Below are 19,502 nucleotides of genomic sequence, written 5' to 3'. Positions count from 1 at the left end.
AACTCGCGAAACGGATCTTCGCTGAGAATGCGTGACCCGACGCCCGGAGCTGGTGGCGTGATGACCATGGCGCTGAGCAGGTCGGGCCTGTCCTTCGCGATCTGCTGACCGACCCTGCTGCCGATGTCGTAACCGCCCAGCACGACTCGGGAGAGCCCCAACTCCTCCATCAGTCCCGTGACGCTGCGGGCCTGGGCCACCAGGCTGTAGTGGTCGCCGGGGTCGCGGAGGTGCTTGTCCGAGGCGCCGAAACCGCGCAGGTCCGGCACGACGACGTCGAACTCGTCCCCCAGCCTCTCGGCGACGGACGCCATGTCCGTCCGGTCCCCAGGCCAACCATGAAGCAGGACCACCGGCGTCCGACCCACCGATCCCAGACGGTCGAAGCTCAGGGTGAACCCATCGACCCGGGCGCCCGTCGGCATGGAGAACACGCTCCTTCCAGAACGTCTGCCTGCGACCCGAGCCGCGAGCGACACACGCCTTCGCACGTCGAGCAGCCCAGCATCGAGGACCGCCTTCCGCGAACTCTAGTGGCTGGACGGACGACAACCGTCGAGATCAGGCCACTCCCGCACAACGGCAAGGCGGCTCGTCACCCGGCACCACGAGCGCCTCCGCCGCTGGAGCCGACGAGGACCGTCACCCCGGGGTCCGCCTCGCCCGTGGCACACGCTGTGGGCTCCGGGTCGACGAGGCCCCGCTCGGAAGGCGGGCACCCCGACTGCGTTCGTCGTCCGGTCATCGTGTGCCGCCGGTCGGTACGTACGTGCCGGAGGACGAGGATGAGCGCTGCCGCTTCGGCACTGACGAGGCTGACGAGGAGCTCACCGTCATAGGGTCCCGGCGGGCCGATCCACAGCCGGAGCACGGCTGCGACGAGCGCGATCAGCAGGATCGCGGCGAGGAGAACGAGCAGTCCGCCGTTGCGTGACCACCACGAGGGCCGGCTCATCAGCACGGGTCGTCTCCGGGCCGGGCCGGGCCGGCCAAGGCGGTCGACGCGGTGTCGGGGCGGAACCGGTGCCCGGTCAGGACCGCGGAGCGCGCCAGCAGAACGCCGCCGACGGCGGAGGTCACCAGCTGCAGGACGACGGCGAGCAGGACCATGAGGCCGTCGGCCACACCGGGGGAGACCAGGAACGCGCCGACGAGCACGAGGGTGATGCCGCCGCCGGTGGCGGTGGCGACGGCGGATGCCCGCATGTAGACGTCGCCGAAGCGCAGCAGCCCGACCGCGGCGAGCAGCAGGACCAGTGCGCCCGACACGGTGAGGATCTGTCCGAACACGGTCATCGGGCACCTCCGGTGAGGGCACGGGCGAAGGAGACGGTGGCGAGGAACGCGACCATGGTGGCGACCAGGACGATGTCGAACGTCGATGTACTGGCGGTCCGGACACCACCGAGAGCGATCATCGCGACGACGGCGACGGTGAGCAGCTCAGCGCCGACGACCCGGGATCCGCGGTCGGGCCCGCGCACGATGCGGATCACGGCGAGCAGGGCGACCAGACCGCAGAGGGCCAGGGCGATGTCGATGCCGATCACGTGTGCCCCTCGCTGCGGCCCAGGGCGTGCAGGAGCCGGGCCTGCAGGTCGTGCAGTGCGGTGAGTGCCATGCCGTCGTCGGCGTGGTGCATGGAGTGCACGAGCAGGACGTCCTGACCGTCGACGACGCCGAGGGTCAGGGTGCCCGGTGTCATGGTGATCAGAGCTCCGAGAGCCGCGGCCGTGGTCCGGCTGCCGCCGGTCAACGGCAGCCGGACCAGACGCGGGGTGGCCGAGGAGCCGGGAGTGAGGACGTCTCCGAGGACGTCGCGCGCGGAGCGGGCGATCTGCCCGGCGAACCAGGTCAGGAACGCCACGACGCGTAGTGGGCGGGTGAGGATGTCGGTCATGAGGTGAGTACCGCCTCCACATAGGTGTCGGTCTCGAGCAGGCCGGCGGCCGCCGTGGCCGAGAGCCCGTAGAGCAGTTCTGCGCCGAGCCCCAGACCGAGGGTGACCGCGGCCAGGACGAGGGCGGGAAGGGTGAGCCGGATACCGACGCGGGGGACGGTCGGCGCCAGGACGCCGGTGCCGCCACCGCTCCCGTCCTGGTCGTCCTCGTCGGATCGCCGGACCAGCGCGGTCCAGACCTTGATCATCGACAGGAGGGTGAGCAGGCTGACCACGATCGCCACGACGGCCGCGGCGACCTGATCCGCGTCGAGCGCGGCCAGGATGAGGGTCAGCTTGGCGACGAACCGGAGAACGGTGGGATCCCGGCCAGGGACAGCGCGGCCAGGCCGAAGACGGCGACGAGCAGCGGGTCGCGGCGCGCGACACCGCGAATCCGGTCCAGCGCGCCGGTGCCGTGCCGCTCCTCGACCGCGCCGGCGGACAGGAACAGCGCCGCTTTCACGATCATGTGGTGCAGCAGGTAGAAGATGCCCGCGGCCAGTCCGAGCGGGGTGAACAGGGCGACGCCGAGCAGGATGTAACCGATCTGGCTGACCATGTGGAACGCCAGGATGGAGCGCATCGTGGTCTCCCCGACCGCGCCGAGCACCCCCACGAGCATCGTCGCGCTGAACACGACGACCCCCAACCACAGCCACCGGGTGTCGCCGTCGAACACGACCGCGTAGATCCGGTAGATCGCGTACACCGCGACCTTGGTGTGCAGCCCGGAGAACAGAGCGGTGACCGCGGGTGTGGTGGCGGGGTACGCGCGGGCGAGCCAGCCGTGCACGGGCACGACCGCCGCCTTCATGGCCAGTGCGGCCAGGCAGAGGCCCGCGGCGACGGCGACGGTGGTCGACTCCCGTGCCGCGCCGGCGAGTTCGCCGAGGTTGACCGTTCCGGCCGTGCCGTAGACGAGCGCGACGCCGGCGAGGAACAGGGTGGACACGAACAGGTTGAACGCCACGTAGAGCCGCGTGCCGGTGACCTGCCCCAGGGTGCCTCGCCCGGTACGGGCGAGGACGAGGAGCCCGAAGCTGGGCAGCAGCATGACCTCGATGAAGACGAACAGGTTGAACAGGTCCGCAGTGAGCAGTGCGCCGTTGACCCCACCGACCAGCGCGAGGACCAGGGGGATGAACAACCTGGCGCCGCCGACGGCGGTCATGAGTGCGAACACGGTGCACAGCAGGGCGAGCAGCGCCGTGACCGTCAGCATCAACGCGGCCAGGGTGTCGGCGACGAACGGGATCGAGATCCCGCCGGGCCAGCCGCCGACCTGCTCGGACAGCACGGTCCCGTCGGAGGTGGCGACGACCAGCGCGACGCCGGCGGCGACGTTGGCCGTGAGCGTGACGAGCAGGACGGTGTACGCCCAGCGGGCCCCGGTCCGGGCCGGAGCGGTGGCGCCGGCGGCCAGCAGCGGCAGGCCGGCGAGCAGCGGCAGCAGGGATGCGGTCATCGCGTGACCTCCGCCCGCGCCGGCGCCGCACCGTTGCCGGACGCACCGGTGTGGTCGTCGTCTGCGGCGCCGTCCCGCGTGTCGCCGTCACCGGACGGGTGAGCGGGGTCCCCGGCATCGAGGGTGGTGTCGTCGCCCGACCGGCCGGTCACGGCGAGGACGAGCATGACGACGGTGACGGCGAAGGCGATCACGATCGCGGTGAGCGCGAACGCCTGCGGGAGCGGATCCGCGGCGGACACGGCGTCGGTGCCCTCCAGCGGCTCGCCGCGACGCCGGACACCGCCCGCGGAGAACAGGACGAGGTTGACGGCATGGCCGAGCATGAGGAACCCCAGTACGGAGCGGAGGTAGCTGCGGTCGAGGAGCAGGTAGGCGGCGCCGGACACGAGGGCGCCGATCGTCAGGGCGAGCATCATCGGAGGGCCTCCTCCGGCATCGGGTCGTGCCGGTCATCGGATTCGGTGTGCTGTCCGGGTGTGGACCGGCCGGGATGTGGATGGATGCCCGGTGCGCCGGCCCCCGGGGTGCCGAGCAGGTTGAGGGCTGCGACGACGACGCCGAGCACGGCGAGGTAGACCCCGACGTCGAAGACCAGGGCGGTCGTGAGGTGCACGCCGAGAACGTCCATGTGCAGGGGCCGGAGGAAGGACCCGTCGGCCAGGCCGAGCAGACCGACGACGGCGGCCACCACGGCACCGGCCCCGGCGACGAGCAGGAACGGCAGCCGCACCCGGCCGGAGGAGTCCGACGGGGCGGCGAGGTAGGCCAGGACCAGGGCGGCGGCGCCGAGCAGGGCACCGATGAAACCCCCGCCGGGGGCGTTGTGCCCACGCAGGAGGACGAGTACGGAGGCGACCAGGAGCACGGGCACCAGCACCTTCGCCGCAGCCGCGAGGAACACCGCGTTCGCCTCCGGATCACGTACCGGCGCAGCGGTGGCGACGCCCTCGGCCTCGCGGACCGGCTGCGGACGGCGTGCGTCGAGCAGGACGGCGACGACGAGTGCGGCCAGCACCAGCACGACGAGTTCGCCGAAGGTGTCCAGGGCGCGGAAGTCGACCAGGATCGTGTTGACCACGTTGGTGCCACCGGTCCGGTCCTCGGCCTCGGCCAGGAACCACTCCGCTGCCGGCGACGGGGCACGCCACCCGGTCAGCGCGAGGGTGGCGAGTGTCGCGGCGCCCCCCGCCCCTGCTGCCAGCACGATCCGCAGGGCCCGCCGTGCCCGCCCGCGGTGTGCGCTGCGGGCGGCGAAGGGCGCGGGCAGGCGACGCAGCACCAGCACGATCACGGCCACGGTCAGCACCTCGACCAGCAGCTGGGTCAGCGCGACGTCGGCGGCACCGAGCTCGTAGAACCACATGGCGACCGCGAAGCCGATCACCCCGGACGCGACGACGGCGGCGAGGCGGGTGCGGGCCGCGAGGACCGCGACGATCCCACCCGCGGTGAGCAGGAGCAGGAACACGTCCCACGGACGCGACGTGCCCGGCGCTGCAGCGAGTCCGCCGGTCTGCGCCGCGACAGCCCCGCCGCCGCCGGCCGCAACCAGCAGGAGGGGGACGAGCAGGTGCCGGGCAGGGGCGTCACCACGGTAGGGGCGGCCGGTGGCCCGGCCCAGGTCGACGACACCGCTGCGCAGCCGCTCCACGACCGCCACGCCGGTGACCGGGAACAGCGCCCGGTCCAGTGCCCGGTCCACCCACCGGTGAGCGACGGCCACCACTGTCCCCAGGGCGATGGCGATCGCCGAGACCACCAGCGCCGGGGTGACGCCGTGCCACACGGAGATGACCGGGACCGCCGCCGGGGCCACCCCGAGAGCCGCTGCCGCCGACGACCGCAGCGGGCCGTCGAGCAGCGAGACCGCCGGCCCGAGCAGGGCACCGGCGAGCGCGGTGACGGTGACCGCCCCGGCCATCGTCCGTGCACCGCCGGGGGGACCGAGCGCGGTCGTCGACCCGAACAACACGGGGAACACCATCCGTGCGCTGTAGGCGACGGTCAGCACCGCGGCGGCGCCGAGCCCGACGGCAGCGAGCAGTGCCGCGCCCCCGTCCCCGGACAGGGCGGCGTCGAGGACGTACTCCTTGGACACGAAGCCCAGCGTCACCGGTACGCCCGCCATGCTCAGGGCGATCAGGGCGATCATCGTGGCGGTCCAGGGCATCGACCGGAACAGGCCGCGCAACTCACGCAGGTCGCGGGTCCCGGCACGGCGCTCCACCAGACCCACGGTCATGAAGCCGGCGGACTTGAACAGGGCGTGCGCGACGACGTGGGCGCTGGCGGCCAGCAGCGCGGTCGCGGTCCCGACGCCGATGACGGCCACGAGCAGACCGAGCTGGCTGATCGTGGAGTACGCGAGCATCTCCTTGAGATCGCTCCGCTGCAACGCGAACACGCCGCCCAGCAGCGCCGTCACCACGCCGACCGTGACCAGCAGCCATGGCCACAGCGGCGACGACGACGCCGCGCCGGCGAAGCGCATCAGCAGGTAGATGCCGGCCTTGACCATCGCCGCCGCGTGCAGGTAGGCGCTGACGGGTGCCGGGGCGACCATGGCGTCGGGCAGCCACGAGTGGAACGGGAACTGCGCCGCCTTGGTCATCGCGGCCACGGCGACCAGGACGGCGACGACACCGGCGAACACCGGATCCTGCGTCCAGGCCGGGTCGGCGAGCGCGGCCGACAGCTGCGTGGTCCCGGTCCGCACCACGATCGCGCACACCGCACCCAGCAGCGCCAGGCCGCCGGCGACGGTCACCAGCAACGTCCGTGCCGCCGGTGCTCGCCCCGCAGATCCCACCCGCAGGATCAGCAGATAGGAGCAGAGGGTGGTGATCTCCCACGCCACGAACAGCACGACCAGGTCGTCGGCGAGGACCAGGGTCAGCATCGCCGCGGCGAACGCGGTCATCAGCGCGAAGAAGCCGCCCGCCCGCTCCTCGGTGACATAGGAGGTCGAGTACGCCAGCACCACCGCGCCGACTCCGAGGACGAGCAGGGCGAACAGCCAGCCGAGCCCGTCCACCCGCAGCCGCAGCGCGATCTCCAGCGAGGGGATCCACGGCACCGCCTCGGTGCGCGTGCCGGGTCCGCGGGCGGCGACGACGGAGGTCAGAGCCGTGAGCACCACGACGGCGAGCCATCCGCCGCGCGCCCCGACCCGGTTCGCGAGTACCGCGACCGAGGGAACGAGCAGCCACAGGGCCGCCAGAACACAGAACAACGACATCGGAGAAAGAGCTCCTCGCGCGAATTTCGGGCACAAGTATCAGACGAAACCCGAAATGGGAATCGCCGACGTGTCGAAACATTGCAACCCGCGCACCGCGATGCTGCGCATGCGGTCAGGTCGCGGCAACATGCCGCCTGTCGGTGCGGAGTCGCGAGCTCAGGCGTCGGGAGCGACGCCGGCGAGGATGGCTCCCCACGACGAGGGATGACCATTGGTGCCCGGATGCGGCACGAGCCACTGCAGGGCCCGGTTGGCGCATCGAGTAATCACGCCCAGAGAATACGCGATTCTTGCGGCTGTCGTCGCGCGGGACGGATGCGATCCACGCCACCGTTCTCGCTGCATGGCGAAAAAATTGCGGCGACGATCCGTGAGCACTGTCTTTGCGCGATCTTTACGGGCCCCTCGTTCACCCACGCGACTCGACGTGCCTACGGTGGCCTCGGTGTGCCGGGAAGCCTGGTCGGCGAGCAGAACACGCACGCTCGACGAAGGGCAGCCCCGCGATGGACATCTACCGCTCCGAACCCGGCCGTGCCCTGCTGCGCGACTGGAGCAGCCTGCAGATCAGCCGGCTGCTGCCCGACGCGCGTTGCCGGTGGATCGACACCCCCTTGGGGGCGACCCACCTCACGACCGTCGGCTCCGGGCCGGCCGTGGTGCTCCTGCCCGGTACGACCTTCGGCGTCGCAGCATCGGCGTACGTCGTGCGGGCTCTGGCCGCCGACCACCGGGTCACGGCCGTGGACGTCCCCGGACAGCCCGGACTCAGCCACGGCGAGAGGCCCGCCGACGATCTCGTCGGCCGGTACCGCGCCTGGATCGACGAGGTGCTGGCCGCGGTCGGGACCGAGCCGGCGACGATCGTCGGTGAGTCCCTCGGCGCTGCTGTCGCGCTCTGCGCCGGCCCCGGCCCGGCGGTCGCCGGGCTCCTCCTCGTCGCCCCGGCCGGTCTCGTGCCCGCGCGGGTGACCGCGAGTCTGCGCCCGGCCCTGCCCTGGCTGTGGCATCCCACGGAGGCCCGCACCGAGCGGGTGCTGTCCTTCCTCTCCGGCGGTGCACCGCTGCCCGACCGGCGCCACCTCGTCGAGTGGATGACGCTGGTCCCCGAGCACGCCCGCAGCTCGCTGGCGCCGGCCCCCCTGCCCAACGCGGTCCTCACCGCCTGGCGCGACACCCCGTGCGTCGTCCTGGCCGGCCGCCGCGCCCCGATCTTCCCGGCGGAGGAGCTGACCCGCCCCGCCCGGATGCTGCTCGGGGCCCGCGTCGAGTTCGTCGCCGACGCGGGGCACCTGCTCGCCCACTCCCACCCCGACGCCGTCCGTCGCGGGATCACCGCGCCGGCCGGCCCCGGGGCGGGGTGAGGCGACTCAGAACTGCAGGCCCAGCGCCCACCCGCCGAGCAGGAACGCGAACCCGGTGATCAGCAGGACGCCGACCACGTTGAGCAGCAGCCCGCCGCGGGCCATCTGACCGATGGTGACCACGCCGGACCCGAAGACGATGGCGTTGGGCGGGGTGCCGACCGGCAGCATGAACGCGCAGGTCGCGGCCAGCGCCGCCGGGATGAGCAGCGTCATCGAGTCGGCGCCGATGCCGATCGCGACCCCGCCGAGCACCGGGATGAACGTCGCCGCCGTCGCGGTGTTGCTGGTGACCTCGGTCAGGAACAGCACGATCGTCACCACCGCGGCGACCAGCAGCAGCACCGGCAGCACGCCGAGGCCCGCGACGCTCGTACCGATGAACTCGTCGAGCCCGCTGGAGGCCACCGCCCCGGCCAGGGCGAGCCCGCCCCCGAACAGCAGCAGGACGCCCCAGGGCAGGCCCGCCTGGGCGTCGGGCCAGGCCAGCAGCATCCGGTATCCGCCACCCCGCCGGCCGGTCGCGGCCTCGTCGGGCGGGGTGGTCGCCGACGGCAGGAAGAACAGCGCGATGCCCGCTGCGATCGCGATCGCGGTGTCGTTGAGCCCGCCGAGCCACGGCAGCGCGGCGTCGACGGCGTCGAACTCGGTGAGCAGGCCCGGCACGATCCACAGGAACGCCGCGGAGGCGAACACCGCGAGTACGCGCTTCTCGGCCGTGCTGGCCGGGCCCATCTCGCGCAGCTGCTCGTCGATCATCTCCCGGCCGCCGGGGATCTCGGTCAGTGTGGTCCGGAACAGCACCCGGGTGATCAGCAACCACGCGACGGTCACGAACACCACGACGATCGGGACCCCGAGCTGCATCCAGCCGACGAAGCTGATGTCGCGGTCGAGCTCGTCCTGGACGTAGCCGGCGACGATGGCGTTCGGCGGGCTGCCCAGCAGCGTTCCGAGTCCGCCGATGGACGAGGCCCACGCCACGGAGAGGACCAGTCCGATGCCGAACGAGCGCACCGCCGGGTCGCGGATGGTCTCACTGAGCGGGGCGCCGCGACGGACCTCGTCGCCGCCGCCCCCGGCACGCTCGGCGACCAGCGCCAGGACCGACAGCGCGATCGGCAGCATCATCAGTGTGGTCGCGGTGTTGGACACCCACATCGACAGGAACGCCGTCGCCACCATCATGCCGAGCACGATCCGGGTCGGTGTGGTGCCCACTGTCCGCAGCGTCAGCAGCGCGATCCGCCGGTGCAGGTGCCACTTCTGCATGGCGATCGCGATGAGGAACCCGCCCAGGAACAGGAAGACGATCGGGTCCCCGACCGACACCACCCCGAACGCGGGGAACAACACCACCGGCAGCAGCGCGGTCGCCGACAGCGGAATGGCCTCGGTGACCCACCACGTCGCCATCAGGACACCGATCGCCGCGACCATCCGCGCCTCGGCGGGCAGGTCCTGCGCCGCCCCGAGCAGCAATTACGTCAGCAGGGCGAGAGCCACGCCGAGCAGACGCAGCGACCACGTCGCCCGCGGGGTTCTGCCGTCGGCCGCGGTCGCCGCTCCCGGAGCCGGCGGATCCGCCGTGGCCGTACCGGGCTCGGGACCGCTGTCGTTCGTCGTCATCGTCGGAACCCCCGTCGTACGGCCGCTGTGCTGCGTCGCGGACCGTACCCGAATTACCCCCATTCGGGTCGTTTGTTCTCGTTCGAACGCACGACCGAACGACCGAACGACCGGAGGAACGGCACGGGCTAGACGGCGTGGTACGACGGGACGGCCACGACGCGGGTCACCCGGGCGGCGTCCAGCGGGAATCCCTGCGATCGACGATGCCGTCACGGCACCTGCGCCCTGCGACCGTGGAACGACGCCGCACGATGCCCGACCGGACCGCCTACGCGACGAGCAGTACCCAGGTCCGCCCCGGGTGCAGGGGCACCTCACGGCCGTCGGGCGCGGTCAGACGGGTGGGGTCGCCCACGGCGGGGCGGGACCACCGGGCGGGGAACGAACGGCCGTCACGCAGGACCTCGGCATCGCCCGCACCGACGGTGAGCGCGATCGGGGAGGCCGAGCCGGCGCTGTCCCGGACGGAGGACTCGACGACCCCGACCCGTTGCACGACGACCGTGTCCGCCCGCACCGGCCGCCGGTCCGGACCGGCCACGGCGAGCTCGCCGCCGGTCGCGATCGTCCAGGCGTCGTCGGGCGCGCTCCAGGTGACGGTGACGGCGGTGGAACCCACCCGGACGGTGCGCTCCGGGGCGGGGGCACCCCCGTCCGGCGCCGGCCCGAAGCGCAGGCCGATGTCCTGGACCGGCCCCGCCTCCGGTACCCGGCCGCCGAGGTCCGCCAGGTCCACGTAGACGTTCACCGGCGCCGGTCGCCGCTCGTCACGCCGGAACGCCGCCGGGAACCCACGGGGCACGACCGGGACCAGCGGCGCGGCGACGAGCCGGTCCAGGACCGGCGGCGCGGCGCCGGAGAAGACGAGGGCCGGGCGGCCGTAGGCGCCGAGCACGCCGATGTCGGTCTCCCGGGCACTGCGCACCGGCCCCACCGAGCCCGGCAGCTGCGAGGCGAACACCGCGAGCAGCCGGGTGAGGCCGCCCTCGACCGGCTCGACGTAGACGACGTCGGCGAACTCGACGCCGTCCCACGGGCGCGCCTTCGCGGTGTTGTCGACCTTCACGGCGAACACTCTCGCTCCGGGCTCGGAGGGCAGCCCGGTCAGCGGTGACAGGAGCGGTGCCGGCGGCGCCGGAGCGGTCGCCGGTGGCGGCACCGGCACGGACGGAGCGCATCCGACGGCGCCCACCAGCACCAGCCCGACGAGGGCTCTCACCGCCGGGTTCCCACGCACCGGCGCACCGTACTCCGCCCCATCGTGCGTCCTCCGGCTACCCGGCCGAGCGCGAGCCGGTCCTCAGAACGGGTACTGCGGCAGGTCACCGCGGACCGTGACCCACTGGGTCTCGGTGAACGCCTCGATGTTGGCCTCGGCGCCGCCGTGGCGCGATCCGTTGCCCGAGTCCCCGACCCCGCCGAAGGGGGCGACCGCCTCGTCGTTGACCGTCTGGTCGTTGATGTGGACCAGTCCGGACGGGACCCGGTCGGCCAGCGCGAGGCCCTTCATCACGTCCCGGGTCAGGATCCCCAGCGAGAGGCCGTACCCGGTCCCCGCCGCCAGCCGGACGGCCTCGTCGAGGTCGTCGAAGGGGACGACGGGCGCGACCGGCCCGAAGATCTCGTCCGCGTAGGCGGGCGCGGTCAGGGGCACGTCGCCGAGCACGGTGGGGCGGTAGAACAGGTCCTCGTAGCTGCCGCCCGCGAGCACCCGTGCCCCGGCCGACACACTGCCGGTGACGATCTCGTGCACCCGGTCGCGCTGGCCCGCGTCGATCAGCGGGCCGATGGCGACCGCGTCCGAGGCGGGGTCGCCGACGGGAAGCTTCTCGGCCCGTTCCGCCAGCAGCGCCGCGTAGTCCGCCGCGATGCCGGACGCCACCAGATGACGGCTGGACGCCATGCAGATCTGGCCGGCGTGGTTGAACGAGCCGAACGCCCCGACCGAGGTGGCCCGGTCCAGGTCGACGTCGTCGAGTACGACCAGGGCGGAGTTGCCGCCGAGCTCGAGGTGCACCCGCTTGAGCCGGTCCGCCGCGGCCCTGGCGATGGCCTGCCCGGCCCGGGTCGAGCCGGTGAAGGCGATGACCGGGACCTCCGGGTCGTCGACCAGCGCCGCACCGACGTCCGCTCCGCCCGGCAGCACGTGCAGCAGCCCGGGGGGCAGCCCCGCCTCCTCGAACACCCGCGCGAACACGACTCCGCCGCTGACGGCGGTGCGGGGGTCCGGCTTGAGGACCACCGCGTTGCCCAGGGCGAGCGCCGGCGCGATGGCCCGGATCGCCAGGATGATGGGGGCGTTGAACGGCGCGATGACGCCGACGACCCCGACCGGGCGTCGCCGCTCCATCGACAGTCGCGGCTGGGTCGACCGCAGGAGCCTGCCGTAGGGGTGAGCGGCCAGTGCGGCCGCCTCGCGGCACTCCTCGGCGGCGACGGCCCGCGTCTGGAAGTCGGCGAACGGGCGGATCGCCCCGGACTCGCGGATGAGCCAGTCGTGGATCTCGTCCTCGTGCTCGACGAACAGCTCCGCCGCCCGCCGCAGCACCACGGCACGGGCGTCGTAGGGCTGCGCGGCCCACTCCCGCTGGGCCGCGCCGGCCGTCCGCGCCGCCGTGCGGACGTCCGCGGCGGATGCCGCGCCCACCTCGGCCAGGGTCGCGCCGGTGGCCGGCTCGACGGCCGGGTAGGTCCCCGCCCCACCGTCGATCCACCCCGCGGAGTAGATCTGTCCCTGCCAGCGGCTGGTCTCCAGGAAGCGCATGCTGTCACCTCGGTCGTGGTCGTCCGGCGGAACCGGGGCGGGGCGGTTCACGGTGCGACGGCGACGTCGAGCACCAGGGGGGTCGTGCGTCGCTCCAGGGTCGGCACGATCTCGTCGAGCACCTCGAGCAGGCCGGCGTGGTCGACCACCCGGTGTGACTCGCAGCCGAGCGAGGTCCCCAGCCCGCTGATGCTGATCTCCTCGAACGCCGGCCACGGGGCCGTGCCCGGGGTGCCGGTGGCCGAGCCGCGCCCCCCGGCGAGCCGGTCCATGATCGCGTAGCGGCCGTTGGACAACACGATCACGAGCACTCCGACGTCGTAGTGGGCTGCGCTCCACAGGGACTGGATCCCGTACAGCGAGGAGCCGTCGCCGACCAGCGCCACGACGGGCCGCTGCGGGGAACCCATGCGCACCCCCACCGCGGCCGGCAGGCCGAAGCCCAGCCCGCCCATGGCCGCGCTGAGGAACCCCAGCGGCGCTCGTGCCGGCACGAGCTCGTGCAGCAGCGCCCGGCTCGACGGGGTCTCCTCGACCACGACGGCCTGCTGCGGCAGCCGTTCTGCGAGCGCGGCGAACACGTGCTCGGGCCGCAGGGGCGCACCGGCGGCGGGCGGCTCGACCACCCGCGCGCGGTGGACGGCCGACGGTGCGGCGTCGCGGGCCGGGACGCGCCGGGCGAGCTCGGCGCACACGGCCGCGGGCGACGCGACCACAGCCAGGTCGGCAGGGCTGCGGAGCGCCTCGTCCGGGTCGTCGGTGATCACGACGACCCGGGTGTCGCCCTCGACGAGTGGACCGTCCTCGTAGGGGTACTGCCGGAACGCCGCCGCGCCCACCACCAGCACCAGGTCGTGCCCCTCCAGGGAGGAGCGCACTCCGGCCCGCCCGGCCGGCAGGTGCCCGGCGAAGCGGGGGTGGTCCCGGGGAAAGCCCGCCCGCGCCCCGAACGGCTCCTGCCACGCGGGCATCGCGAGCCGGTCGGCCAGCGCCGTCAGCGCCGCCCACGTCCGTTCGTCGTCGGCACCTGCCCCGGCGACCAGCGCCGGCGAACGCGACCCGGCGATCAGCTCGGCGATCGCGTCGCACGCAGCCGGGTCGGCCGCGGCCGGCCGCAGCGACCGCACCGGGGCGGCCCCGGCGGCGCCGTCGTGCTCGGCGTCCCAGTCGTCCATCGGCACGATCACCACCGCGGGGCCGCGATGCAGGTCCGCCTCGTGCCAGGCCCGTGCCAGGGCCCCCGGCACGTCCTGGGCACGGCCGGGCTCGTCCACCCACACCGCATGGGGGCGGACGAGCTCGTCGAGGCGCCGTCCGGTGAGAAAGGGTTCGAACGCGAGGTGGCGACGGTCCTGCTGTCCGACCACCACCACCATCGGCGCCCGGTTGACCCGCGCGGTCGCCAGCGCTCCGACCGCGTTGCCGAGGCCTGCCGTGGTGTGCAGGATCGCCACGGCAGGGCGGTGTCGCGCGAGCGCCCACCCGGTCGCCATGCCCACCACCGAGCCCTCGTGCAGCGTGAGCACGAACTCCAGGTCGCCGGGTAGGTCGGTGAGCAAGGAGATCTCGGTCGAGCCCGGGTTGGCGAACAGTGTCGTCGCGCCCTGGCGGCGCAGCACGGCCAGCGCTGCGTCACGGACGGTCGTCATCGCGCGGTCCTCCCGGTACCGGCGGTGGCCGCCGCGCCGGTGGTGTCGTCGATGCTCGCCGCGGCGGTGCGGACCCGTTCGGCGCCGTGCAGCAGGGCTGCCCGCTCCTCGTCGGAGAGGTCCCACTCGAGGATCTCCTCGATCCCGCCCGGGCCGAGCCGCGTCGGCACCCCGACCCCGACCCCGTCGATCCCGTACTGGCCGCCGAGGACCACCGCGGCGGGCCACGCCTCGCTTGATCCGGTCGCGATGGCGTCGACCATGGCGGCCGCGCCCGCACCGGTGCTCCAGGTGGAGGTGCGCCCGGAGTCGAGCGCCACGTGCCGCGTGTACCAGGTGGTCATGTACTCGTCCACGACCCCGCGCTGGGCGTCGGTCAGGACCACCGGCTCTCCGTGCAGCCGCACCCGGCTGTAGAGCGGGACCTGCGCCTCACCGTGCTCCCCGATCACCCATGCCTCGACGTCCTGGGGCCGGGCCCCGAGCGCCCGGGCGACGCCCGTCCGCATCCGGAACCCGTCGTTGAGGGTGTAGCCGACGAGTCGCCGCGGATCCAGCGCGGTCCGCCACTGCAGGCGCGTGAGCAGGGCGTCGACCGGGTTGGTCAGGACCACCAGGATCCCACCCCAGCCGGCCGCGACGAGCGGGTCCACGATGCCGTCGAGGATTGCGGCGTTCTCGGCGAGGAAGACCGACCGCGACGAGTTGAGCCGCAGCGGGACGGCGGCGCTCAGGACCACCACGTCGGCGTCGAGCGCATCGCCCGGTTCGCCCCCGCGGACCGAGCGGGCCCCGCCCAGGGCGAGCACGTCCTGCAGGTCCATGACGTGGCTGACGATCATGTTGGGCCGGGAGTCGACCAGTACGACGTCGTAGGGGGTGTCCGTGCGCAGGAGGTTGAACGCGACCGACGCGCCGATGCCGCCGGCGCCGCCGAAGATGACGACCTTCATGTGTTGTTCTCCGTCTTCTGAGGGGCCGAGCGGTCCGCTCGGCGGGGGAAGGCCGCAGCGCGGACCTCGTCGTAGGGACGTCCCGCGACGCCGGGCCGGGAGCGTCCGACGGCGCTGCCGATCACGGCGAGCAGGAACGCCGCGGGGACCGAGACCAGCGCGGGGATGGACAGGGGGAAGATCGCGTTGTCGGCGCCGAGGACGTCCGGTCCGAGTGCCACGAGCACCAGGGAGATCAGCAGACCGCCGATGATGGCCACCTCGGCGCCCAGCCGGTTGAACCCGCGCCAGTAGATGCTGAGCACCAGGACCGGCGTGAGCGTGCTGGCGGCGATGGCGAACGCGACGTTGGCGAGGAACGCGATGTTGAGGTTCCGCGCACCCAACGCGAGCAGGATCGCCACCACGGCGAGCGCCACGCCGGCCGCGCGACCCGTGAACAGCTGCTGCTTCGCGCTGACCTCACCGCGCTTGATCACATTGGTGTAGAGGTCGTGCGCCGCGGCCCCGGACGCCGCGATGGCGATGCCGCTGAGCACCGCGAGGATCGTCGCGATGACGACACCCGCCAGCACCGCGAACAGCAGGTTGCCGCCCAGCACCTCCGCCAGCCGCGCGACGGCGAGGTTGCCGCCGGGGCTGTCGGCGACGATCTGCTCCCGTCCGACGATGTCGAGCGCGGCGTAGCCGAAGACCGGCAGCAGCAGGAAGAACACCGAGAAGATGATCATTCCGTAGAAGTCCGACGTCCGCGCCGCCCGCCCGTCCCGGGTGGTGAGGAAGCGCAGCATCACGTGCGGCAGCCCCATGATGCCCAGGCAGGGTCCGATCATCAGGGACACGTTGTTCAAGGAGCTCGTCAGCGGGAGCGGGTGGGCGCTCACCACGTCGGTGCCGAACCGCTCGGCGGCGACCCGGAGCGGTCCCAGCGGGTTCCAGTCGTAGTGGGCGACGACGAACAGCAGCAGGATGGCGACGGTGGCCAGCAGCAGGACGGTCTTGAAGATCTGGATGTAGGTCGCGGCGACCATCCCACCCATCACCATGTACACCGTCATGAGCACGGCGAGCAGGACCACCGCCAGCTCGTAGGGCACCCCGATCAGCAGCTGCGCCAGCACGCCGGCCCCGACGAACTGGATGGTCATGTAGATGACGCTGGTGACCAGCGTCGTCGTGGCGATCCCTCCGCGCAGCAGCCGGCCCTCGAACCGGTAGGCGACCACGTCGGCCAGGGTGAAGCGACCCAGGTTGCGCAACGGGACGGCCACCACGAGCAGGACGAGCAGGAACGCGGTCGGGATGCCGATCGCGAGGTAGAACCCCGCGAACCCGGTGAGTGCGACCGCTCCGGTGATGCCCAGCAGGGCCGCCGACGAGATCTGCTCGCCGGCCAGCGCCAGTCCGTTGCCCAGCCCGGACACCCGACGGCCGGCGACGTAGTGGTCGCCGGCGTCCGCCGTGCGGCGAGCCGCCAGGAACGCGAGGACCAGGGTGGCGGCGATGATGGATCCGGCGACGACGATCGACAGGACGTTCACGGGGTCGTCTCCCCGTCGGTCTCGGCGCGGTTCTGGGCGCGGACGTACAGCCCGGCCGCGGCCACGACGAGGACGAAGTCGAGGAAGCCGATCAGGTAGCCGATCCCGATCCCCCCGACGGTGCCGGCGAAGAGCGGCGTGAACAGCATGAGTACGACCAGCACCAGCAGCAGGACGAAGGCGATGGCGCCCGTCGTCAGACTGCGGCGGATCTGTGCGGAGACGACGGTGTCGTCAGGACCGTGGTGACGCATCGGTGCGTTCCTCTCGACGGACGGACGTTGTCCTTCGGTGCGAGCGGGGACGCTAGGTCGACCGGACCCGGCAGAGAATGGCATCGTCTCTGTATGCGAGACACCGGGCTGCTGCAGACCCTCGACCGGGGGCTGACGATCCTGGAGGTCCTGGCCCAGGCGCGGTATCCGCTGACTCTCGCCGACCTGTCGGCGCGGCTGGGTGTCCACCGTTCCATCACCCACCGCCTGGTGCGGACGCTCCAGGCGCACCACCTCATCGCCCGTACTCCCACCGGGTACGTGCTCGGCACGGGCACCACCGCACTGGGACGGGCTGCGCTGCCCGTGGTGCAGCAGGTCGCGAAGGGCAAGGTCTACCACCTCGCGCGCCGCACCGACCTGACCGCGTTCCTGGTGGTCCGCGACGGGCCGGACGTGGTCACCCTCATCTCGGTGGACACCAGCAGCGCCCGGCTGAACGTCGTCTACAGCCCGGGCGCGCGCCACCCCCGGGAGGTCGGTTCACCGGGCCTGGCAGTGCTGGCCGGGGGAGAGGCGCGACCGGGCGAACGGCCCGAGGTCACCCGCGGTCGCGCCGCGGGCTTCGTCGTGACGTTCGGGGAGGTCATCGAGCACCAGGGCAGCGTCGCCGCCCCCATCCGCTCCGAACCCGGCAGGGCCATCGGTTCGCTGGCCCTCACCTTCGGCCACGAACGTCCGGGCAGCCGGCAGATAGATGCCCTGCTCGACAGTGCCGCGGTGGTCTCCACCCGCCTCGTCCAGGCGAAGCTGCGCGGCGCGGTGGTCCCGGACCTGGACGCGTCCGTCGACCCGTCGGGAACGCCCTGACCCGGGATCTCCGTCGACGCCGTCGGGCAGGACCGGCCCGCGGTCAGTAGAACCCGTCGCGGGTGGCGCCGAACCGGTGCCCGAGGGCCGTCCGAGGCTCCGGCTCAGGCGTTCGGCCAACGCCCGGCCCCGGGTCTGCACCTCCCGGAGGATCCCGCGCAACGCCTTCGGATCGGTGGCGGTCCGCGGGGTGCAGGCCGCTCATCGAGTGTCGGACCTCCATCGGTCGACGTCGCTCGTGGCAGGCGGGGTCGTGCGTGTGCCGCCCGGTGGCAGCTCCGAGAGTGGCAGTTCGGACACGTCCTCACCAGCGCGGATCAGGACGAGATGATTCGCCGCAGATGCGGATACGTCGTCGCGAGATGCCCAGCGGACACCACGGCGACCACGGGGTGTCCACTTTCCGCACAGTCCGTACGACGTGACCGCGGTCATGCTGACGACTCCGACAGAGCGGTCGGGACGCGGCCGCTGATCGACACGTACTGGAGTCCCCGTGAGCCGTCTGCGTTTCGGCACCTTCCTGGCGCCCTTCCACAAGCCCGGTCAGAACCCGACGCTGGCGCTGCAGCGCGACCTCGAGCTCGTCGAGCACCTCGACGCCCTCGGCTACGACGAGGCCTGGATCGGCGAGCACCACTCGGCCGGTTCGGAGATCATCGCCTCGCCCGAGATCTTCATGGCCGCCGCGGCCGAGCGCACCCGTCGCATCCGGCTCGGCACCGGCGTCACCTCGATCGCCTACCACAACCCGCTGTGGGTGGCCGACCGCATGGTGATGCTGGACCACCTGACCCGCGGCCGGGCGATGCTCGGGTGCGGCCCGGGATCGCTGCCGACCGACTCGGCGATGATCGGCCTGACTCCGACCGACACCCGCGAGCTGCTGGAGCAGAACCTCGACATCATCATGCGGCTGCTGCGCGGTGAGTCGGTCACCCGGCAGACGAAGACCCACGACCTGGTCGCCGCGCAGCTGCAGCTGCGTCCCTACACCGACCCGTGCTTCGACGTCGTCGTCGCCGCGGTGGCCTCGCCTACCGGGCCGCGGATGGCCGGGCAGCACGGCGTCGGGCTCCTCTCGATCGGTGCGACGCTCACCCAGGACGGCTTCGACGCCCTGGCCCACCACTGGAACGTGGTCGAGGAGCGGGCCGCCCACCACGGGCAGCCCGCCCCGGACCGTTCCGCGTGGCGGCTGTGCGGGCTCATGCACATCGCCGAGACCCGCGAGCAGGCCTACAAGGACGTGGAGTACGGCATCGAGCACTGGTTCCAGTACTTCCAGAAGGTCGCCGCGTTCCCGCAGATGGCGGTTGGGGACAGCGTCGACGTAAAGGGGATGATCGACTTCATCAACGAGGCCGGGATCGGTGCGATCGGCACCGTGGAGGACGCCCGGGCGCAGGTGCAGAAGCTGGTCGACCAGTCCGGCGGCTTCGGGGCGTTCCTGATGCTGGGCCACGAGTGGGCCAACCCCGAGGCCACCCGGCGCTCCTACGAGCTGATCGCGCAGCAGGTGTTCCCGCACTTCCAGGGGCAGGCGCAGAGCACCCTCGACGCGAAGGACCGGGCCGGCGCCACCCGTGAGGCGCACGCGCAGACCCAGCTCGACGCCGTCGACCACATGACCAGGAAGTACGAGCAGGAGAAGGCGTCCGGGAACTGAGCCGGTCGGGGTGGGGCCGGCCCGCCGGCCCCACCCCGGGCTCCCCGACGTGCAGGATGGGTCCGGGAGGAGGGCCGATGACGACCAGGGGCGACGACTGGGAGCGGTTCCAGTCCGGCGAGGAGCCGAGCGGCCTGCGCCACGAGGTGCTCACCTCCTGGCGACGGTCACGGTTCAGCGGGGTCGACCCGGAG

The 19,502-nt window shown here is 72.7% G+C and carries 19 protein-coding genes; 4 read left to right on the top strand and 15 right to left on the bottom strand.

The genetic code is table 11. The annotated features are described in order from the left end of the window. Nucleotides 1-425: alpha/beta fold hydrolase (locus tag KPL60_RS18515; RefSeq protein ID WP_226366618.1), on the bottom strand; the 425-nt coding region annotated here is incomplete at its 3' end. A 344-nt stretch (nt 426-769) separates the two neighbouring features. Between KPL60_RS18515 and KPL60_RS18510 the strand changes: the two genes are divergently transcribed. After that, on the top strand, nt 770-934 hold the full coding sequence (locus KPL60_RS18510; RefSeq protein WP_226364780.1) for a hypothetical protein: 165 nt from the start codon (nt 770-772) through the stop codon (nt 932-934). A gap of 20 nt (nt 935-954) precedes the next feature. On the opposite strand, the gene KPL60_RS18505 is transcribed toward KPL60_RS18510, so the two are convergent. Genes KPL60_RS18505 through mbhE form a run of 7 tightly spaced genes read right to left on the bottom strand, consistent with a single transcriptional unit; the run spans nt 955 to nt 6,648 of the window. Continuing rightward, nucleotides 955-1,296, bottom strand: a complete 342-nt coding sequence (locus KPL60_RS18505; protein ID WP_226364779.1) for a monovalent cation/H(+) antiporter subunit G — start codon at nt 1,294-1,296, stop codon at nt 955-957. Beyond that, nucleotides 1,293-1,550, bottom strand: coding sequence for a monovalent cation/H+ antiporter complex subunit F (locus KPL60_RS18500; protein WP_226364778.1), 258 nt, complete (start codon nt 1,548-1,550; stop codon nt 1,293-1,295). The genes KPL60_RS18505 and KPL60_RS18500 overlap by 4 nt, the downstream gene beginning before the upstream one ends. Beyond that, nucleotides 1,547-1,900: a Na+/H+ antiporter subunit E gene (locus KPL60_RS18495; protein WP_226364777.1), complete on the bottom strand. Its 354-nt coding sequence runs from the start codon at nt 1,898-1,900 to the stop codon at nt 1,547-1,549. The genes KPL60_RS18500 and KPL60_RS18495 overlap by 4 nt, the downstream gene beginning before the upstream one ends. Next, complete coding sequence (locus tag KPL60_RS18490) at nt 1,897-2,184, bottom strand: hypothetical protein (RefSeq protein ID WP_226366617.1); 288 nt, start codon at nt 2,182-2,184, stop codon at nt 1,897-1,899. The genes KPL60_RS18495 and KPL60_RS18490 overlap by 4 nt, the downstream gene beginning before the upstream one ends. Before the next feature lie 47 nt (nt 2,185-2,231). Continuing rightward, entirely contained in the window at nt 2,232-3,407 is a 1,176-nt protein-coding gene (locus KPL60_RS18485; RefSeq protein WP_226366616.1) for a proton-conducting transporter membrane subunit, read from the bottom strand. Next, entirely contained in the window at nt 3,404-3,826 is a 423-nt protein-coding gene (locus KPL60_RS18480; protein ID WP_226364775.1) for a sodium:proton antiporter, read from the bottom strand. Before KPL60_RS18480 ends, KPL60_RS18485 begins: the two co-directional genes overlap by 4 nt. Continuing rightward, the gene (mbhE, locus tag KPL60_RS18475) at nt 3,823-6,648 is read right to left on the bottom strand and encodes a hydrogen gas-evolving membrane-bound hydrogenase subunit E (RefSeq protein WP_226364774.1); all 2,826 of its coding nucleotides are present in this window, start codon (nt 6,646-6,648) and stop codon (nt 3,823-3,825) included. Before mbhE ends, KPL60_RS18480 begins: the two co-directional genes overlap by 4 nt. A 509-nt stretch (nt 6,649-7,157) precedes the next feature. Between mbhE and KPL60_RS18470 the strand changes: the two genes are divergently transcribed. Continuing rightward, a complete protein-coding gene (locus tag KPL60_RS18470; protein WP_226364773.1) occupies nt 7,158-8,015 on the top strand; it encodes an alpha/beta fold hydrolase in 858 nt (285 codons plus the stop codon). A gap of 6 nt (nt 8,016-8,021) precedes the next feature. On the opposite strand, the gene KPL60_RS18465 is transcribed toward KPL60_RS18470, so the two are convergent. From KPL60_RS18465 to KPL60_RS18435, 7 genes are all read right to left on the bottom strand, one after another. Next, nucleotides 8,022-9,497: an SLC13 family permease gene (locus KPL60_RS18465; RefSeq protein ID WP_226364772.1), complete on the bottom strand. Its 1,476-nt coding sequence runs from the start codon at nt 9,495-9,497 to the stop codon at nt 8,022-8,024. 418 nt (nt 9,498-9,915) lie between these two features. Beyond that, the gene (locus tag KPL60_RS18460; protein ID WP_226364771.1) at nt 9,916-10,884 is read right to left on the bottom strand and encodes a DUF3048 domain-containing protein; all 969 of its coding nucleotides are present in this window, start codon (nt 10,882-10,884) and stop codon (nt 9,916-9,918) included. Between the two features lie 63 nt (nt 10,885-10,947). Further along, the gene (locus KPL60_RS18455) at nt 10,948-12,411 is read right to left on the bottom strand and encodes an aldehyde dehydrogenase family protein (RefSeq protein ID WP_226364770.1); all 1,464 of its coding nucleotides are present in this window, start codon (nt 12,409-12,411) and stop codon (nt 10,948-10,950) included. A 47-nt stretch (nt 12,412-12,458) separates the two neighbouring features. Next, complete coding sequence (locus KPL60_RS18450; protein ID WP_226364769.1) at nt 12,459-14,060, bottom strand: thiamine pyrophosphate-binding protein; 1,602 nt, start codon at nt 14,058-14,060, stop codon at nt 12,459-12,461. Beyond that, entirely contained in the window at nt 14,057-15,013 is a 957-nt protein-coding gene (locus KPL60_RS18445; protein ID WP_226366595.1) for a malate dehydrogenase, read from the bottom strand. Before KPL60_RS18445 ends, KPL60_RS18450 begins: the two co-directional genes overlap by 4 nt. Beyond that, nucleotides 15,010-16,554 carry a cation acetate symporter gene (locus KPL60_RS18440; protein ID WP_226366594.1) on the bottom strand — a complete coding sequence of 515 codons (1,545 nt, stop codon included), beginning with the start codon at nt 16,552-16,554 and terminating at the stop codon, nt 15,010-15,012. The genes KPL60_RS18445 and KPL60_RS18440 overlap by 4 nt, the downstream gene beginning before the upstream one ends. Continuing rightward, nucleotides 16,551-16,808 carry a DUF485 domain-containing protein gene (locus KPL60_RS18435; RefSeq protein ID WP_226366593.1) on the bottom strand — a complete coding sequence of 86 codons (258 nt, stop codon included), beginning with the start codon at nt 16,806-16,808 and terminating at the stop codon, nt 16,551-16,553. Before KPL60_RS18435 ends, KPL60_RS18440 begins: the two co-directional genes overlap by 4 nt. Nucleotides 16,809-16,901: 93 nt before the next feature. On the opposite strand from KPL60_RS18435, the gene KPL60_RS18430 reads away from it, so the two are divergent. Both KPL60_RS18430 and KPL60_RS18425 read left to right on the top strand, forming a co-directional pair. Continuing rightward, the gene (locus tag KPL60_RS18430; protein WP_226366592.1) at nt 16,902-17,639 is read left to right on the top strand and encodes an IclR family transcriptional regulator; all 738 of its coding nucleotides are present in this window, start codon (nt 16,902-16,904) and stop codon (nt 17,637-17,639) included. 496 nt (nt 17,640-18,135) lie between these two features. Beyond that, the gene (locus KPL60_RS18425) at nt 18,136-19,308 is read left to right on the top strand and encodes an LLM class flavin-dependent oxidoreductase (protein WP_226366591.1); all 1,173 of its coding nucleotides are present in this window, start codon (nt 18,136-18,138) and stop codon (nt 19,306-19,308) included. The last annotated feature ends 194 nt before the right edge of the window (nt 19,309-19,502 follow it).

Origin of the sequence: Pseudonocardia sp. ICBG162 (assembly GCF_020496225.1) — a bacterium.
Taxonomy (GTDB): Bacteria; Actinomycetota; Actinomycetes; order Mycobacteriales; family Pseudonocardiaceae; genus Pseudonocardia; species Pseudonocardia alni.
Note: the sequence above shows the minus strand (reverse complement) of the source record. Positions and strands in the feature narration are given on the sequence as shown.

Coding starts and splice junctions, on each gene's coding strand:
- KPL60_RS18435 (WP_226366593.1), bottom strand. CDS start 16,808: ATGCGTCACCACGGTCCTGACGACACCGTCGTCTCCGCACAGATCCGC.
- KPL60_RS18480 (WP_226364775.1), bottom strand. CDS start 3,826: ATGATGCTCGCCCTGACGATCGGCGCCCTCGTGTCCGGCGCCGCCTAC.
- KPL60_RS18470 (WP_226364773.1), top strand. CDS start 7,158: ATGGACATCTACCGCTCCGAACCCGGCCGTGCCCTGCTGCGCGACTGG.
- mbhE (WP_226364774.1), bottom strand. CDS start 6,648: ATGTCGTTGTTCTGTGTTCTGGCGGCCCTGTGGCTGCTCGTTCCCTCG.
- KPL60_RS18450 (WP_226364769.1), bottom strand. CDS start 14,060: ATGACGACCGTCCGTGACGCAGCGCTGGCCGTGCTGCGCCGCCAGGGC.
- KPL60_RS18445 (WP_226366595.1), bottom strand. CDS start 15,013: ATGAAGGTCGTCATCTTCGGCGGCGCCGGCGGCATCGGCGCGTCGGTC.
- KPL60_RS18485 (WP_226366616.1), bottom strand. CDS start 3,407: ATGACCGCATCCCTGCTGCCGCTGCTCGCCGGCCTGCCGCTGCTGGCC.
- KPL60_RS18495 (WP_226364777.1), bottom strand. CDS start 1,900: ATGACCGACATCCTCACCCGCCCACTACGCGTCGTGGCGTTCCTGACC.
- KPL60_RS18455 (WP_226364770.1), bottom strand. CDS start 12,411: ATGCGCTTCCTGGAGACCAGCCGCTGGCAGGGACAGATCTACTCCGCG.
- KPL60_RS18430 (WP_226366592.1), top strand. CDS start 16,902: ATGCGAGACACCGGGCTGCTGCAGACCCTCGACCGGGGGCTGACGATC.
- KPL60_RS18505 (WP_226364779.1), bottom strand. CDS start 1,296: ATGACCGTGTTCGGACAGATCCTCACCGTGTCGGGCGCACTGGTCCTG.